This window comes from Lactiplantibacillus paraplantarum (assembly GCF_003641145.1).
GTDB lineage: Bacteria > Bacillota > Bacilli > Lactobacillales > Lactobacillaceae > Lactiplantibacillus > Lactiplantibacillus paraplantarum.
In genome coordinates, this window is the sequence record NZ_CP032744.1 from 1,984,543 (window position 1) to 2,001,423 (window position 16,881).

The 16,881-nt window shown below is 45.3% G+C and carries 12 protein-coding genes, 5 tRNA genes and 4 rRNA genes; 1 reads left to right on the forward strand and 20 read right to left on the reverse strand.

From position 1 onward, the window contains the following. Window position 1 precedes the first annotated feature (1 nt). From LP667_RS09795 to LP667_RS09850, 12 genes are all read right to left on the reverse strand, one after another. Window positions 2-74, reverse strand: a tRNA-Thr gene (locus LP667_RS09795). A gap of 94 nt (window positions 75-168) precedes the next feature. Then, window positions 169-241: transfer RNA gene (locus LP667_RS09800), tRNA-Lys, on the reverse strand. 4 nt (window positions 242-245) lie between these two features. Further along, window positions 246-318: transfer RNA gene (locus LP667_RS09805), tRNA-Val, on the reverse strand. Between the two features lie 6 nt (window positions 319-324). Next, a 5S ribosomal RNA gene (rrf, locus tag LP667_RS09810) occupies window positions 325-441 on the reverse strand. A gap of 54 nt (window positions 442-495) precedes the next feature. Continuing rightward, window positions 496-568 (reverse strand) — tRNA-Lys (locus tag LP667_RS09815). Between the two features lie 4 nt (window positions 569-572). After that, a tRNA-Val gene (locus tag LP667_RS09820) sits at window positions 573-645 on the reverse strand. Between the two features lie 6 nt (window positions 646-651). Continuing rightward, window positions 652-768 (reverse strand): 5S ribosomal RNA (rrf, locus tag LP667_RS09825). 71 nt (window positions 769-839) lie between these two features. Continuing rightward, a 23S ribosomal RNA gene (locus tag LP667_RS09830) occupies window positions 840-3,760 on the reverse strand. Between the two features lie 205 nt (window positions 3,761-3,965). Beyond that, a 16S ribosomal RNA gene (locus LP667_RS09835) occupies window positions 3,966-5,532 on the reverse strand. The 16S, 23S and 5S rRNA genes sit together here with 5 tRNA genes alongside, the layout of an rRNA operon. Window positions 5,533-6,035: 503 nt before the next feature. After that, window positions 6,036-6,416: a hypothetical protein gene (locus LP667_RS09840; protein ID WP_021732488.1), complete on the reverse strand. Its 381-nt coding sequence runs from the start codon at window positions 6,414-6,416 to the stop codon at window positions 6,036-6,038. Next, window positions 6,416-6,823 (reverse strand): CvfD/Ygs/GSP13 family RNA-binding post-transcriptional regulator, encoded by a 408-nt coding sequence (locus LP667_RS09845; protein ID WP_080235734.1) that lies wholly within the window; start codon window positions 6,821-6,823, stop codon window positions 6,416-6,418. The genes LP667_RS09840 and LP667_RS09845 overlap by 1 nt, the downstream gene beginning before the upstream one ends. 126 nt (window positions 6,824-6,949) lie before the next feature. Continuing rightward, on the reverse strand, window positions 6,950-7,534 hold the full coding sequence (locus LP667_RS09850) for a peptidylprolyl isomerase (protein ID WP_021732490.1): 585 nt from the start codon (window positions 7,532-7,534) through the stop codon (window positions 6,950-6,952). A gap of 164 nt (window positions 7,535-7,698) precedes the next feature. Here LP667_RS09850 and LP667_RS09855 point away from each other — a divergent pair, with 164 nt between their 5' ends. Further along, window positions 7,699-8,355, forward strand: a complete 657-nt coding sequence (locus LP667_RS09855) for a VTT domain-containing protein (protein WP_021732491.1) — start codon at window positions 7,699-7,701, stop codon at window positions 8,353-8,355. A 126-nt stretch (window positions 8,356-8,481) separates the two neighbouring features. Here the strand turns inward: LP667_RS09855 and LP667_RS09860 are convergent, their stop codons facing one another. From LP667_RS09860 to LP667_RS09895, 8 genes are all read right to left on the reverse strand, one after another. Further along, window positions 8,482-9,123: a TIGR01906 family membrane protein gene (locus LP667_RS09860; RefSeq protein WP_033609638.1), complete on the reverse strand. Its 642-nt coding sequence runs from the start codon at window positions 9,121-9,123 to the stop codon at window positions 8,482-8,484. Further along, entirely contained in the window at window positions 9,107-9,898 is a 792-nt protein-coding gene (locus tag LP667_RS09865) for a TIGR01457 family HAD-type hydrolase (protein ID WP_021732493.1), read from the reverse strand. The genes LP667_RS09860 and LP667_RS09865 overlap by 17 nt, the downstream gene beginning before the upstream one ends. Window positions 9,899-9,920: 22 nt before the next feature. Further along, window positions 9,921-10,550: a YutD family protein gene (locus tag LP667_RS09870; RefSeq protein ID WP_021732494.1), complete on the reverse strand. Its 630-nt coding sequence runs from the start codon at window positions 10,548-10,550 to the stop codon at window positions 9,921-9,923. An 18-nt stretch (window positions 10,551-10,568) separates the two neighbouring features. Continuing rightward, window positions 10,569-11,954 (reverse strand): bifunctional metallophosphatase/5'-nucleotidase, encoded by a 1,386-nt coding sequence (locus LP667_RS09875; protein WP_033609644.1) that lies wholly within the window; start codon window positions 11,952-11,954, stop codon window positions 10,569-10,571. Window positions 11,955-12,023: 69 nt separating this feature from the next. Beyond that, on the reverse strand, window positions 12,024-12,632 hold the full coding sequence (locus LP667_RS09880) for a metallophosphoesterase (protein ID WP_021732496.1): 609 nt from the start codon (window positions 12,630-12,632) through the stop codon (window positions 12,024-12,026). Between the two features lie 288 nt (window positions 12,633-12,920). Then, entirely contained in the window at window positions 12,921-14,306 is a 1,386-nt protein-coding gene (locus LP667_RS09885) for an amino acid permease (protein WP_021732497.1), read from the reverse strand. A 321-nt stretch (window positions 14,307-14,627) separates the two neighbouring features. After that, window positions 14,628-15,818, reverse strand: coding sequence for an acetate/propionate family kinase (locus tag LP667_RS09890; RefSeq protein ID WP_021732498.1), 1,191 nt, complete (start codon window positions 15,816-15,818; stop codon window positions 14,628-14,630). An 11-nt stretch (window positions 15,819-15,829) separates the two neighbouring features. Beyond that, window positions 15,830-16,879, reverse strand: a complete 1,050-nt coding sequence (locus tag LP667_RS09895; RefSeq protein ID WP_050584287.1) for a class I SAM-dependent methyltransferase — start codon at window positions 16,877-16,879, stop codon at window positions 15,830-15,832. Window positions 16,880-16,881: the final 2 nt, after the last annotated feature.

The window sequence follows — 16,881 nt, forward strand, 5'->3', positions numbered from 1 at the left end:
ATGCCGACTAGAGGATTCGAACCTCCGACCCCCTGTTTACAAGACAGATGCTCTGCCAGCTGAGCTAAGTCGGCATGACGATTAACACAACTATAACATCATATCATGCTCAGTTACATAAATCAACAATAACTTTTGTGAAACTATTTAATTATGAGCCGTAAACAATGAGCCGTGACAGTCTCGAACTGTCGACCCTCTGATTAAAAGTCAGATGCTCTACCAACTGAGCTAACGGCTCATGATGGAGGATACAGGGCTCGAACCTGTGACCCTCTGCTTGTAAGGCAGACGCTCTCCCAACTGAGCTAATCCTCCAATTTCGCATGGCAACGTCCTACCCTCGCAGGGAGCGATCCCCCAACTACTCTCGGCGCTAAGAAGCTTAACTTCTGTGTTCGACATGGGAACAGGTGTATCCTTCTCGCCATCATCGCCACACTATGTGAAACTAAATATTAAATTAGATAATATCCATTTAACCTAATGGTTAAATGAGCCGTGACAGTCTCGAACTGTCGACCCTCTGATTAAAAGTCAGATGCTCTACCAACTGAGCTAACGGCTCATGATGGAGGATACAGGGCTCGAACCTGTGACCCTCTGCTTGTAAGGCAGACGCTCTCCCAACTGAGCTAATCCTCCAATTTCGCATGGCAACGTCCTACCCTCGCAGGGAGCGATCCCCCAACTACTCTCGGCGCTAAGAAGCTTAACTTCTGTGTTCGACATGGGAACAGGTGTATCCTTCTCGCCATCGTCACCACACTATTGAGAAACTTGTGCTCTCAAAACTAGCTAATATCAAATAATTTCATATGAACCGGAACACCAATTACTTGGTTAAGTCCTCGACCGATTAGTATTAGTCCGCTTCATGCGTCACCGCACTGCCACTTCTAACCTATCTACCTGATCATCTTTCAGGGGTCTTACTTCCATAAAGGAATGGGAAATCTCATCTCGAGGTGTGTTTCACACTTAGATGCTTTCAGCGTTTATCACATCCATACGTAGCTACCCAGCGATGCGCCTGGCGGCACAACTGGTACACCAGAGGTATGTCCATCCCGGTCCTCTCGTACTAAGGACAGGTCCTCTCAAATTTCCTACGCCCGCGACGGATAGGGACCGAACTGTCTCACGACGTTCTGAACCCAGCTCGCGTACCGCTTTAATGGGCGAACAGCCCAACCCTTGGGACCGACTACAGCCCCAGGATGCGATGAGCCGACATCGAGGTGCCAAACCTCCCCGTCGATGTGGACTCTTGGGGGAGATAAGCCTGTTATCCCCAGGGTAGCTTTTATCCGTTGAGCGATGGCCCTTCCATACGGTACCACCGGATCACTAAGCCCGACTTTCGTCCCTGCTCGACCTGTCTGTCTCGCAGTCAAGCTCCCTTGTGCCTTTACACTCTGCGAATGATTTCCAACCATTCTGAGGGAACCTTTGGGCGCCTCCGTTACTTTTTAGGAGGCGACCGCCCCAGTCAAACTGCCCACCTGACACTGTCTCCCACCACGATTAGTGGTGCGGGTTAGAGTGGTCATACAGCGAGGGTAGTATCCCACCAACGCCTCCACCGAAACTAGCGTTCCGGTTTCTATGGCTCCTACCTATCCTGTACAAGCTGTACAAACACTCAATATCAAGCTACAGTAAAGCTCCATGGGGTCTTTCCGTCCTGTCGCGGGTAGTCCGCATCTTCACGGACAATATAATTTCACCGAGTCTCTCGTTGAGACAGTGCCCAGATCGTTACGCCTTTCGTGCGGGTCGGAACTTACCCGACAAGGAATTTCGCTACCTTAGGACCGTTATAGTTACGGCCGCCGTTTACTGGGGCTTCAATTCTGAGCTTCGCCGAAGCTAACCCATCCTTTTAACCTTCCAGCACCGGGCAGGCGTCAGCCCCTATACGTCATCTTACGATTTTGCAGAGACCTGTGTTTTTGATAAACAGTCGCCTGGGCCTATTCACTGCGGCTGATCTTGCGATCAGCACCCCTTCTCCCGAAGTTACGGGGTCATTTTGCCGAGTTCCTTAACGAGAGTTCACTCGCTCACCTTAGGATTCTCTCCTCGACTACCTGTGTCGGTTTGCGGTACGGGTAGTTAAGTACTCACTAGAAGCTTTTCTCGGCAGTGTGACATCAGACGCTTCGCTACTAAATTTCGCTCCCCATCACAGCTTGTCCTTAAAGTGAAAAGCATTTGACTCTTCACAAGACTTACTGCTTGGACATTCTAATCCAACAGAATGCACATCTTAGCCTCCTGCGTCCCTCCATTGCTCAAACGCACTTAACTAGTACAGGAATCTCAACCTGTTATCCATCGTCTACGCCTCTCGGCCTCGACTTAGGTCCCGACTAACCCTGGGAGGACGAGCCTTCCCCAGGAAACCTTAGTCATTCGGTGGATAGGATTCTCACCTATCTTTCGCTACTCATACCGGCATTCTCACTTCTAAGCGCTCCACAAGTCCTCACGATCTTGCTTCACCGCCCTTAGAACGCTCTCCTATCACGCGACCTAATGGTCGCATCCATGGTTTCGGTAGTATGCTTAGCCCCGGTACATTTTCGGCGCAGGATCACTCGACTAGTGAGCTATTACGCACTCTTTAAATGGTGGCTGCTTCTGAGCCAACATCCTAGTTGTCTATGCAACTCCACATCCTTTTCCACTTAGCATACATTTAGGGACCTTAACTGATGGTCTGGGCTGTTCCCCTTTCGACGGTGGATCTTATCACTCATCGTCTGACTCCCGGATATGAATCAATGGCATTCGGAGTTTATCTGAATTCAGTAACCCAAGACGGGCCCCTAGTCCAAATAGTGCTCTACCTCCATGATCCTAATTCCGAGGCTAGCCCTAAAGCTATTTCGGAGAGAACCAGCTATCTCCAAGTTCGTTTGGAATTTCACCGCTATCCACACCTCATCCCAGCAATTTTCAACTTACACGGGTTCGGTCCTCCAGTGCGTTTTACCGCACCTTCAACCTGGACATGGATAGGTCACCTGGTTTCGGGTCTACAACCTCGTACTCAAAACGCCCATTTCAGACTCGCTTTCGCTACGGCTCCGACTTTTTAGTCTTAACCTTGCACGGGATCATAACTCGCCGGTTCATTCTACAAAAGGCACGCCATCACGCATTAACGCGCTCTGACTTATTGTAGGCACATGGTTTCAGGAACTATTTCACTCCCCTTCCGGGGTGCTTTTCACCTTTCCCTCACGGTACTGGTTCACTATCGGTCACTAGGTAGTATTTAGCCTTGGGAGATGGTCCTCCCGGATTCCGACGGAATTTCACGTGTTCCGCCGTACTCAGGATCCTGAACTGAGAGAACTTGATTTAATCTACTGGGCTATCACCATCTATGGCGGATTTTCCCAAATCCTTCGACTATCAAATTCTTTGGTAACTCAAATGTTCAGTCCTACAACCCCAAAGTGCAAGCACTTTGGTTTGGGCTGTTCCCCGTTCGCTCGCCGCTACTTAGGGAATCGAAATTTCTTTATATTCCTGCTGCTAATGAGATGTTTCAGTTCACAGCGTTTACCTCCAACTAGACTATGAATTCATCTAGTGGTAACAGTTGATTAAAACTGCTGGGTTGCCCCATTCGGAAATCTCCGGATCATAGCTTACGTACAGCTCCCCGAAGCATATCGGTGTTAGTCCCGTCCTTCATCGGCTCCTAGTGCCAAGGCATTCACCATGCGCCCTTGTTAACTTAACCTCATTTACCTAACGGTAAATGCGATTAATGAGTTTAGCGATAATTAAACTTCAATAAAAAACTCAAAAAACGCGGTGTTCTCGGTTTCATTATGAAAAAATATATTTGATATTATCTAGTTTTCAAAGAACAAGTTTTGAGAGTTAAATCTCTCAAAACTAAACAAAGTTTCGACGCGTGTGTAGGTTTCCGTAATATTCCTTAGAAAGGAGGTGATCCAGCCGCAGGTTCTCCTACGGCTACCTTGTTACGACTTCACCCTAATCATCTGTCCCACCTTAGGCGGCTGGTTCCTAAAAGGTTACCCCACCGACTTTGGGTGTTACAAACTCTCATGGTGTGACGGGCGGTGTGTACAAGGCCCGGGAACGTATTCACCGCGGCATGCTGATCCGCGATTACTAGCGATTCCGACTTCATGTAGGCGAGTTGCAGCCTACAATCCGAACTGAGAATGGCTTTAAGAGATTAGCTTACTCTCGCGAGTTCGCAACTCGTTGTACCATCCATTGTAGCACGTGTGTAGCCCAGGTCATAAGGGGCATGATGATTTGACGTCATCCCCACCTTCCTCCGGTTTGTCACCGGCAGTCTCACCAGAGTGCCCAACTTAATGCTGGCAACTGATAATAAGGGTTGCGCTCGTTGCGGGACTTAACCCAACATCTCACGACACGAGCTGACGACAACCATGCACCACCTGTATCCATGTCCCCGAAGGGAACGTCTAATCTCTTAGATTTGCATAGTATGTCAAGACCTGGTAAGGTTCTTCGCGTAGCTTCGAATTAAACCACATGCTCCACCGCTTGTGCGGGCCCCCGTCAATTCCTTTGAGTTTCAGCCTTGCGGCCGTACTCCCCAGGCGGAATGCTTAATGCGTTAGCTGCAGCACTGAAGGGCGGAAACCCTCCAACACTTAGCATTCATCGTTTACGGTATGGACTACCAGGGTATCTAATCCTGTTTGCTACCCATACTTTCGAGCCTCAGCGTCAGTTACAGACCAGACAGCCGCCTTCGCCACTGGTGTTCTTCCATATATCTACGCATTTCACCGCTACACATGGAGTTCCACTGTCCTCTTCTGCACTCAAGTTTCCCAGTTTCCGATGCACTTCTTCGGTTGAGCCGAAGGCTTTCACATCAGACTTAAAAAACCGCCTGCGCTCGCTTTACGCCCAATAAATCCGGACAACGCTTGCCACCTACGTATTACCGCGGCTGCTGGCACGTAGTTAGCCGTGGCTTTCTGGTTAAATACCGTCAATACCTGAACAGTTACTCTCAGATATGTTCTTCTTTAACAACAGAGTTTTACGAGCCGAAACCCTTCTTCACTCACGCGGCGTTGCTCCATCAGACTTTCGTCCATTGTGGAAGATTCCCTACTGCTGCCTCCCGTAGGAGTTTGGGCCGTGTCTCAGTCCCAATGTGGCCGATTACCCTCTCAGGTCGGCTACGTATCATTGCCATGGTGAGCCGTTACCTCACCATCTAGCTAATACGCCGCGGGACCATCCAAAAGTGATAGCCGAAGCCATCTTTCAAACTCGGACCATGCGGTCCAAGTTGTTATGCGGTATTAGCATCTGTTTCCAGGTGTTATCCCCCGCTTCTGGGCAGGTTTCCCACGTGTTACTCACCAGTTCGCCACTCACTCAAATGTAATTCATGATGCAAGCATCAATCATTACCAGAGTTCGTTCGACTTGCATGTATTAGGCACGCCGCCAGCGTTCGTCCTGAGCCAGGATCAAACTCTCAAATTAATGATGAGTTCTAAAAAGCTCATTTAAAGTTGTACTAAAATTTATTTGCTAGCGAATTGACTTCGCAAATGTTTTTGCTCTTGATTCAAAATCAAGAGACCCTACACATTTGATTCGTCGAAACTTTGTTCAGTTTTCAAAGATCTAATTCCGTTGCGTTGACTTCCTCAACACAACTATTACATAATATCATTTCATCATTTTCTTGTCAACAACTTTATTTAATAAGTTGAATAACTATTCAAATGATTTTAAAACGTTATTATCATATATATAACTGCCGGCGTCTCAATCAATCGATTTGTTAACGCGACAAGAAACATCTTATCATCAGCGATTATTTATGTCAATAACTTTTTTGTTGTTTTTGAATATTTATTCATAAGCAACATTTTGAAACGAAACAATGTAAGTGCCACTGACTAGCTGTTTAGCAGCCCTGCTCGCGGCGACAAGATATATATTATCAAGTATTAGTATGCAGGTCAACCCTTTATTTGAATTTATTTTGATAAATTCGTAAAAGGTGTCGTTTCGCTCACACTAACACTCATAAATAGCTCATGCAGCTCACTTGCTAAAACAAACCTTAACCCTTGCTGCTCAAACTTCACACGAGTTTGTTCATCGAGAGCTAAATGGTCAAACACAAAAACTGCGACTTTTTCATTATCCAGCTTTGCCATAATAGAATCATACAAACGTAATTGATCAACATCAATACCAATTGTATGCCGCAAAGCCCACAACACTGAAGCCAATGGTGAATTGCCAGCTTGAACTGGTAACCGATAAAAGTAATACTTTGAATCAGATTGACCAACTAAAAAATGAGTTCCTTGTTGATCATTGTATATGATCGTGCCCGCAACTTGTTTTTGCACTAATACTCACCCGCCTTCAATCGGTTTAGTGAATCTGCAGTCCAACCCGCTAGATGGGTCGCAATTGGCTCAAATCCCGCATGAACATGCCGATTTGTCCAAAAATGTTTGTGTCGGAAAGTCTTATAAATTTCTAAATCATTGACCGTTGGGTGCGGTTGATGTTCAATACAGCGCAACGATAGACTGATTTTGCCAGTATATTCATCAATATCCAAAATAACAACGTCAACAGCCTGACCAACCTTAAGATATTCAGTAATGCTCTTAACATACCCTTCATGACACTCTGAGATATGAATCAGGCCCTGATGCTCACCATCTAACGTTACAAATGCACCGTATGGCTGAATTCCAGTCACTCGTCCATGAACCCGCATGCCAATCCGATAATCGCTCATGACAATTCCATCCTTTCTTTATCATTTGTTCTTATAACAATTGCAATCCATAGTATTATAACCTGAATACCATAGATTGCAAAATCGTTTACTAATAAAAAAGACCTGCATCCGCAGATCCTTTCATTACTACTAATCTTCAATCGCAATTGTTTCGATCACGACATCTTTAACTGGCTTGTCTTGCATCCCTGTTTTAGTTGCCGCAATTTTATCAACGATGTCCATTCCATCACTAACAGCACCAAAAACAGTATGCCGAAAGTCCAGCCATGGTGTCCCACCATTACCATATGCCGTCACAACCTCTTCTGGATAACCAGCTTGTTTCATCTGATCACCCATCCCAGCATCTAATTGTGGCTTTTGAACGATAAAGAATTGACTGCCGTTCGTATTAGGGCCAGCATTCGCCATCGACAAGGCCCCTCTTAAGTTGAAGACTTCTGGTGAGAACTCATCTTCAAAAGGTTGGCCCCATAAACTTTCACCGCCCATGCCAGTACCAGTCGGGTCGCCACCTTGAATCATAAAATCAGGAATTACTCGGTGAAAAATAATTCCATCATAGTAACCCTTCTTGGCTAAACCAACGAAGTTTTCAACACTCTTAGGTGCTTGCTTTGGAAATAACTGAACCTTAATGTCGCCAAAGTTAGTTTTGATTGTTGCTTTTGGTCCATCGACCTGACTTAAATCTAATTGTGGAAATGCCACAAAATCACCCGTTTTCTATAAAAGATTATCTTGATGATACAAGAGAACGCAATTAAAAGCCAGCCATTTGTAAGGTTTTCTTGTGATTACCAACTAAGCATAGTATTTCCATTAATTTTCTGTTAACCTAGATAAGATTAATTTCATATTACTTGGAGGTAACCATGAGCTTTTTAATTGATTTCGTGTTGCACATTGATCAACACTTAGTCACCATCGTTAATAGTTTTGGAATTTGGACGTACCTTATTCTCTTTGCCATTATCTTTATTGAGACTGGTGCGGTCATCCTACCGTTTCTACCCGGTGACTCACTCTTATTTGCAGCTTGCGCACTTGCAGCTAATCCATCCTATGGCTTACATATTTGGACATTTGTCATCATCTTCCTAGTAGCAGCCTTGGCAGGAGACTCACTCAACTTCTATATTGGTCATTCTTTAGGGGAGCGCCTGACCGAAACATCATGGTTCGGTAAATTGATCAATCAGAAACAACTAGCAAAGTCCGAAAAGTTCTTCGAAAAACATGGTGGCATCACCGTTACAATTGCCCGCTTCATGCCAATCATTCGGACCTTTGTTCCGTTCGTCGCGGCCAGTTCACGAATGAAATACCAACAATTTATTCGTTACAACGTCATCGGCTGCGTCCTCTGGGTTATCCTCTGTTGTGGCGGTGGCTACTACTTCGGTAATATTCCGTTCGTCAAAAGTCACTTCTCAATGGTCGTGATTGGCATCATTCTAGTTTCTTTGATTCCAGCCGTCTTCTCGGCATTACGGGCCCGTTTCAGCCGCCCTGCAGAAAAAGAAGACTAATTCGCTTAACTTAGAACCTCAAAAGGTCCACCAGCAGATTTAAAACTTGCTGGTGGACCTTTTGATTTACGTTACCTAAACGGCAAAAAATTCTGCCAATTCACCAGTAACCACTAATCAGTTTCACTAGTCGGTTTCACGTAACGCCCGTTGTCCAATACTGAGCAGATAGACAAACGCCCATTCAATCAACACAAATGCTAAGACAAAACACTGCCCAAAGAACGTATCCGGTAATACTAAAATGATTCGGTCCAATAATGGATCAAATAACCAATCTGAATTACGGAACAAAATTTTATGAAACATAATAAAGAACTGATCAAAATTAATTGCCATCACGACAGCAACTAGTGGCGGAACCCATAGCGCTGTCTGCATCGGCAGCACTAGCCGCCATAACTGACGATCACGTCGCAGTCGTTGCCAAAAGAAGTAAACGACCACACTCGTGACAATGAAAACCACATAATCAAGCATAAATAAGTTTTTGACATCCGCAAAATGCACCAACGCGCTGGTTGAATCCGTAAAATCCGTCATCACTAATTTAGGGACCCACGGAAAATTAAGATAAGCCAATAACTGATAGTAATTCGTCATTAATTGACCCAACGTCAAATTGACGACCGATCCTAGTTTTTGCCATAACGCGTTTGCAAAATACAGCCACGTCGCATTGATCGTCACAATGATTGTGCCACTGACGAGCCATAAGTATAGACAGATCCACTGGGCTGCATTCTTGACTCTATTTAGCCACACCATCGTCTAAATCCCATTCATCCAAGGTATTGACCTCATTAGTTGGCTTGACAGTCTGTTTAGCGACTAATTCAGGTGTGGAGACCCCGGTATATACTAACAAGGAATCAATCCCAAAATTAATTGCTGCTGAAATATCCGTCATATAATTATCGCCAACCATCACACAATCGTGCTTGTCGAGGCCAATACGATCGACCGCTTTCTGCATAATAATCGTTTCTGGCTTACCGACGTAGGTTGCCCGTTGCTGGGTTGCCCGCTCAACCATCGCAATCACCGAACCGGCCCCAGGAACTAAGCCCCGTTCGTTAGGCAAGTTGGTATCCGCGTTAGTGCCGATGAACTTGGCACCCCGCTTAATTGCTAACGTTGCCAGTTCAAACTTATGATAAGTTGCATCATAGTCCAAACCAACAATCACAAATCGAGGCGTTTGTTCGTTAAATTGAAAGCCCTTCTCAAGCATGGCGCCCTTTAAACCAAGTTCACCAATGACATACATCGTCTTCTCACCGTCACCAGCCAAATCATCGACATAATCAGCCGTTGCTAATGCCGCCGTGTAAACATTAGCTGGACTAACATGAATATCATGATTATCTGCCAAATTAGCCGCTACGTCTTCCGGCGATTTAGTCGTATTGTTTGTAACCAATAGAAAATCCGTCTGACTTGCTTGCAGCCGTTCAATAAATCGTTTAGCCGCTGGGATTCGTTCCCGACCACGATAAACCGTTCCGTCCAAATCAATTAAATAACCCTTGTACTTGCCCAATCAAAATACCTCTCTCTGTTCACTACTTTTGTCGAATGGTAAAGTGCCGCTTACCACTATTCTGCTTCGTCGTCCGGGCCTGATTACCATTACCAGCTGTAACCTTCGCAGGCTGCTGACGTTTTTCAGTAAATGGCGCCGCTTTTTGCTTTGTCGTAAAATTATGTGCCTTACGCCGTTGTTTACTACGACTGCTATTGCGATTACTCCGGGCACGCGACTGCCGGTTACTAGTGGCTTTCTTGCCACGCCGATCATCCTTACGTGGCCGACTTGTCCGTTTCGGCTTAATGACCCGTTCATTTTTCACTATAAAATAGGCACAGCCAAAATTACAATATTCATATAAATAGTCCTGAACCGCACCAATCGTCTGTGACCGTTGCACATCCTTAACATCATCCCGAAAAAAGCCTTTTAGCCGTAACTGTTCAAAGCCCCAATCACCAACGATATAATCATACTTGTTCAAGATTGAGCTGTAACGTTCAACGAATTTATCGAGGTCAAAGCCCTGGCGATAATCATAAACGATTTCAAACGGGTGCTTGCTAACTTCAAAGTGGTTCTTATCAGTCCGTAGTCCATGATATAAATTACGTCGCCGTTCCGCTTGTTGTTCAGCTAGTTCATCAATATGTTCGCGATTCACATTGACACCACCTTTCTATTAATTAACCGGCCATTGACTTGTTAAATAGTTGCCAACAACCGTTCTTAGCATTGCTTCAAATAAAATTTCAGTTTGACCACTAATGTTGAGGGTTGGAAAGAATGGAATAAATAGGTCATGGTCTAATAACGCTATTTGGTAAGTTTGTTGGCGATCAACCGGTTGCCCATGCACAAGTAATTCGTGCTGATCAGCTTGCCATGCCAGTCCTTGATATTGGATATAACCAAAAACCTGACCACGAAAGCCCATTCCTTTGATGGGGAATTTGTTCAAAAACGGTCGCACTAGTTCCATCTCATAGACTAACCGCCAAAGTTCCGTACCACTCAAAGTCACCCGAATAACGTGCATGGCGTGCGGTAACATGGTGTGTAAATCATTTTGATTCACCAGACCTGCCGGTAGATCCCGCATAAACAAGCCACCATTGAGCATTCCAAGATCGGTCCCGGCATAGTCTGTAATGGCTGCCAGTCCCAAAGCCGTTAACTCGCTCGCATGATGCCAATGTGGGCGTAGTTGTGTGGGAACGCTCGCCACAACTTGCTGGGTCAGTAACGCTTCTCCCTGTTGCTCCCAACTCGCAATCAACGCCCCATCATCCGCTACAGCGGGTAAACTAGCCGTGGCGACAGTGTGGGCCCTGACTGTTTTGACACGGTGCCGCTCGTCAATGGTTAATTCGATTCGTCCGATATATTCACCGTATTTACCAGCAGCGGCAATTAGGACGCCATTCTTCAGTTCACCATTCACTAATAAGTGGTGCGTATGACTGCCAATGATTACATCAATCATCGGGAACTGCTTGGCCAACCAACGATCGACGTTAATCCCCAAATGAGACATGAGGACCAACACATCATATTGACCCGCGTATTGCTGCAACAATGCAGGCAACCGCGTCTTAACCGCCGCTGGTGTCCACCCGTTCAACGGATAAGTCAACGTGAACGGCGCTGTAAAAGCCAGTAACAGAATTCGCGTGCCCTGTACCGTCGTTATGATTTTGCCAGGCAATGCCCATCTTGGCGGCTGGTGTGTCGTCATATCCGTCAAATTATCGAGAATCACATCAAAGTTAGCCCGCTGATATAGCTGATCCAAAGCCGCGTGTGTTAACCCAAGGCCCTCGTTATTACCAATCGTGACCGCATCATAGCCAATTGCGTTTAACAACGCCACATTGGCCTGTCCTTGAGTAGCTTCCGATAGCGGATGGGCGCGATCGACCGCATCACCTAAATCAACCGTAACCACATGACTCCCGGCTCGTCGGCGCTGTGCACGCTCAGCCAGCAAATATCGCTGGATACGTGGCCAATTTTCAAAATGCGAATGTAAATCATTGGTATGCAAAATCGTGACTTGCTCATCCACGGTCAATCGCCCCTCAATCGTTGTCTTTGTTAATCCTAAAGCATTCACTAAACTCGGTCAAGCACTCCCTTACTGCCGCTTAGCGAAATCAACGGCTTTCCCCTTAACCATTTGCTCAATTTCGGCCAATGAAAACGGCGCCCCAAACGGCACTTGATGGTCCAAATAATCGACCTCTGGTGTATCAACACCCACATTAATATTTTCCTTAACGTTGACTGCATAGTGGTGGATATGCCCGTGCAAATTAATAATTTGTTTGACAATCCCCATCATCATTGGATAGTGCGTCATGTAATACTGACGGTGATCATACTTAATTAGCACCCCAACGTCATGAAATTCAAACTTTGGTTGCCCATTTAACTGCGGATCATGCGCGGCCAGATACTTAAAGAAAGCCCGAGAATCATGGTTTCCCTTAATAAAAACAATTTTGCCATTTAATTGAGCTAATAGTGCGCAAACCCGCTCGTAAGATAGTTTCGCCGGTCGCGTAAAATATAATGCCACGTCACCAAGATGATAAACCGTATCCTGGTCGGTGACTCGCGCATTCCAATGTTCAACGATAACTTGATTCATCGTCTCAACATCAGGAAATGGTCGGGGCGCAAAATCATTATCACCGAGTAAATCAGCATGATAAAAATGTGTATCAGACGTAAAGTATTGCATCGTTCAAACCTCTTATTCGTATATTTAAACTGGTCAAAGGCCGCTTTTAAAACTAGTCAATTATCATTGTACCGCGCCCCGTTCTAAAAGGCACTAGAACAGTTTTAAGCGGATCACAATTTATTGCTTAGACCACCAACCCACCGACTAAAGCAACTGTTTTCTAATGCGCTTGCCGCCAATAATATCTTAATCCATAAAAAATGTGTCTAACTGCGACCAATAACAGTTAGACACATTTCTAAATATTCAACAATCATACCGCCAGTGACCATGCGTGTTCAATGACTAACCACGACTCCGTTGACGGATCCGATCACTTACAATTTTGACCACATATAGACCAACTACCCAAGCTGCTGATACGATCAATGCAATCAACGTTTCAAATTTCAAGCACAGTACCACGGCAATGAAGCCTAAGAATACAAGAATGAAGTAATCAGATAGTGGAAAGAGTGGCATCCGGAATTTCACTTTGACCTGACTCCCCGCTTGACGCCGATACTTAATATGAGCCACCACGATGGCGCCCCAAATAAAGATAAAACACGTCGTCGAGACACTCGCAATTAACGAAAAGACTTTACCAGGCATCAACAAATTTAAAATCACCGAAAGCCCAATAACTAGTGTTGAAAACCACAGTGCATTTCGGGGCACCTGTCGTGTTGAGAGTGTCCCCATACGTTTGGCAAACTTACTCTGACCATCATAAGTCAGTGAAAATAACATCCGGCCGGTGCTAAACAGCGCACTATTACAACTAGAAGCAGCCGCTGTTAGGACCACAAAGTTAATAATGGCAGCTGCTGAGCGAATTCCTAAATTCGTAAACACTTGTACGAACGGACTGTGAGCTGCGGAAAAATACTGCCACGGATACATGCACATTAAGAAAAATAACGAACCGACATAAAATAAAATAATCCGGACAGGAATGTCATTAATAGCTTTGGGAATGACCGTTTTCGGATCAGCCGTTTCTGATGCCGTCATACCGACCATCTCAATCCCAATAAAGCTGAATAGGACCATTTGAAATGATAGCACTAACCCTTTGATCCCATGGGGCATAAAGCCACCATAATTAACTAAATTCGTTAAACTAGCGTGGCCAACAGGCGTCTTAACACTAAAAATCACCATTCCGACACCAACCGCAATTAACGCGATAATGGCCGCAATTTTAATAATTGCAAACCAAAACTCAGTTTCCCCAAAGGCTGAAACGTTAATTGAATTTAAGCCCAGCAGTAAGATCAAGATAACTAATCCTGGAAGCCACTGTGGTAACTTAGGCCACCAAAACTGCATGTATTCACCAGCAGCTGTAATTTCAGCCATTGCAATCGTGATCCAGCAGACCCAATACGTCCAACCAGCCACGAACCCCGTCTTATCACCCAAATATTGCTTAATAAAATCAATATAAGAATGCGTATGAAGATCAGATAACAGTAGTTCACCTAACGCTCGCATTAATAAAAAACAAACTAAGCCCGTCACTAAATACGCGATCAATATCGCCGGACCAGCCAAGTGGATGGATTGACCGGCACCTAAGAACAGCCCAGTACCAATCGTGCCGCCGATGGCAATTAATTGAACATGGCGACTTTTTAAGCCCCGCGAAAGTTGTTCCGTCTCGGGCTGTGAATTTTCTTTCATCATTATCTTTGCACTCCCCTTGAAGTTATTATAGCGGGCAAATTCCCGGCATTCAAAAGGGGGCGCTTCCGAAAATTAATAAATCGGTCTATACCTATATCCGAGTATCTTCGTCGTTCAGCACAAACGTAAGCGTTTGCCGGCCCACTTTCATGCCATTCAACTTTGTTAGTTGAGCAATCAAGCTGTCACCGATACTACATGAATAAAGTGAAGGCAACGCATATTAGCATGAGCAACTTTCACCTTAACAAGCAAAAGCGCACCCGGATTTTCAGCCGGGTGCGCTTTTGAAAGAACTGATCAATTACTTTAAACTAATATCTACTCGTGAATCACCCGTTCAACATCCCTAGCAATCATGAGTTCTTCATCAGTCGGAATTAATAGCGTTCGGATAGTCGCAGCCGAAGTGCTTAGATCCCGTTCGACACCGCTGACCTGATTCTTAGCCGGATCGATGGCAATTCCAAAATAACCTAAACGATCAGCGATCCGCTGCCGCATCTTCGCATCTCGCTCGCCAATGCCGGCCGTCATCACTAGTGCATCCGCACCTTGCAACTCAGCCAAATAGGCTCCGACATACTTGACGATCCGATTAACAAAAATATCGATAGCTAACTGGGCCATCGGATCAACATCACAGCGCGCTTCAAGTTCCTGCATATCGGCAGAGCCAGCTAGCCCCAGTAATCCTGATTGCGTATTCAAAATTGTGAGCATTTCGTCGGGATTATTAATATTGAGCTTCTTCATGAGGTAAACGATAAGTGATGGATCGACATCACCAGATCGAGTCGCCATCGTAATACCAGCTAACGGTGTGAATCCCATAGACGTATCCAGTGACTGTCCATGATCAATCGCCGTAATCGAACTCCCCGCACCCAGATGTAATGTAATCAGCTTCAATGCAGTCAGTGGTCGGTCCAACAACTCGGCCGCCCGCATCGCGACATAACGATGACTGGTTCCATGAGCACCAAACTTACGGGCGCCATACTGTTGATAGTAATCATAGGGTAATGAATACAAGTAATTAACAGCTGGCATGGTCGTATGAAACGACGTATCAAACACGGCAACGGCTGGCACATACGGTAACACCCGTTTAAAAGCTCGAATACCAACCACATTAGCTGGATTATGCAACGGGGCATATTCCGCAAGTGCCGTTATCTGTTCAAGCACTGGTTCAGTAATCAAAACTGATTCATGAAATAATTCACCACCAGCAACGACCCGATGCCCCACCCCAGTAATCTCATCATATGAGTCAATGATTCGCAATTTAATTAACTCATCCAAAATGATGTTAACAGCCGTTAAGTGATCCGCGACCACTTCCGTCTCCTGATATTGATGATCGACACCGTAACGAATATTGACTGGTGATGTCTTAAAACCAATCCGTTCAACCGCTCCTTGGGCGATTACTCGCTCCTGCGGCATTTCAAACAATTTAAATTTTAACGTCGAACTACCGGCGTTAATGGCGATGGTCTTCCCCAAACGACACGCTCCTAGCGAATAATATTCTGGTCAACCCACGCATCAATTTGAGCAGCAAACGTCTGAAAAGCTCGTTGATCCTCAAATGATGGCAAGTCGCCTAGTAATACTTTACCCGCTTGTTGGGCCTGTTGTCCATGTTTCTGTAAAATAACGATTGATTTTCGTGACTTTTCATCAAGAAATAGGTTCGTCGGTAGATTCAATAGGCCCTGCAGATAAGCTGCCGTACTCATCCATTTTAATAGTCCTTGCGATTCTTGTGATTGAAAAATCGTCGTTGGAACTAAGAAAACACCCCAGCCCCCCGGCAACAAATGCGCCATCGCTTGTTCCATCATTAGATGGTGAACGTAAGAATGCCCATTAGTCGCCTTAGTTTGAAAACCTTGGACACGTTCATCAAGTGGGTAATATCCCACCGGCAAATCACCAATTGCAATCGTTGTTTTCGGCATGACAAGTGGATCGATGGCGTCTTGATGAAAGAGGTCGACTGCTGAACGCTGTAAGTCCATACTCATTGCAGCAATCGCCAACTGGTTATCATCATTATCGACCCCATAACCCTGAATTGGATGTGGTCGATCAGTCTGCAATTGATTCATGACCGTGGTTAGTAAGTTGCCGGTCCCGACCGCAACATCCAAGATTGACAAATCAGTCGTCGGTCCCACTAACTTAGCAATTAAATAAGCCGTTAACAGACCTATCGAATCTGGTGTCATTTGATGGTTAGGATCAACACGATCATTATGAATCGCTTTTAATAGTGCCAGTTGAAGTGCCCGCCGAATCGTTTCAGCATCTAATTGCTTTAAATCAATGGTTTGATAGCGTTTTTCTAGCGCTGCTGCCTGCTTCTGATCCGGTTTACCATCCTCAACATGCACAGACTGACTTAGTAAATTATCACCAGTCTCGATTAAGGCATCCACATAAGAAACGGATAGTTGTTGCATTAAAACTTGAACTGATTGATCTAAGACCTGAAAAAGCGCCTCAGTTTCTGCTTGTGCCAGAATACTCACCCTCCCGCAAAATCTGTAATCCTTAACCATAT

Excerpts from the sequence above, each read along its gene's own strand:
- LP667_RS09855 (WP_021732491.1), top strand. The coding sequence starts at position 7,699 with ATGAGCTTTTTAATTGATTTCGTGTTGCACATTGATCAACACTTAGTC.
- LP667_RS09860 (WP_033609638.1), bottom strand. The coding sequence starts at position 9,123 with ATGGTGTGGCTAAATAGAGTCAAGAATGCAGCCCAGTGGATCTGTCTA.
- LP667_RS09880 (WP_021732496.1), bottom strand. The coding sequence starts at position 12,632 with ATGCAATACTTTACGTCTGATACACATTTTTATCATGCTGATTTACTC.
- LP667_RS09885 (WP_021732497.1), bottom strand. The coding sequence starts at position 14,306 with ATGATGAAAGAAAATTCACAGCCCGAGACGGAACAACTTTCGCGGGGC.
- LP667_RS09895 (WP_050584287.1), bottom strand. The coding sequence starts at position 16,879 with ATGGTTAAGGATTACAGATTTTGCGGGAGGGTGAGTATTCTGGCACAA.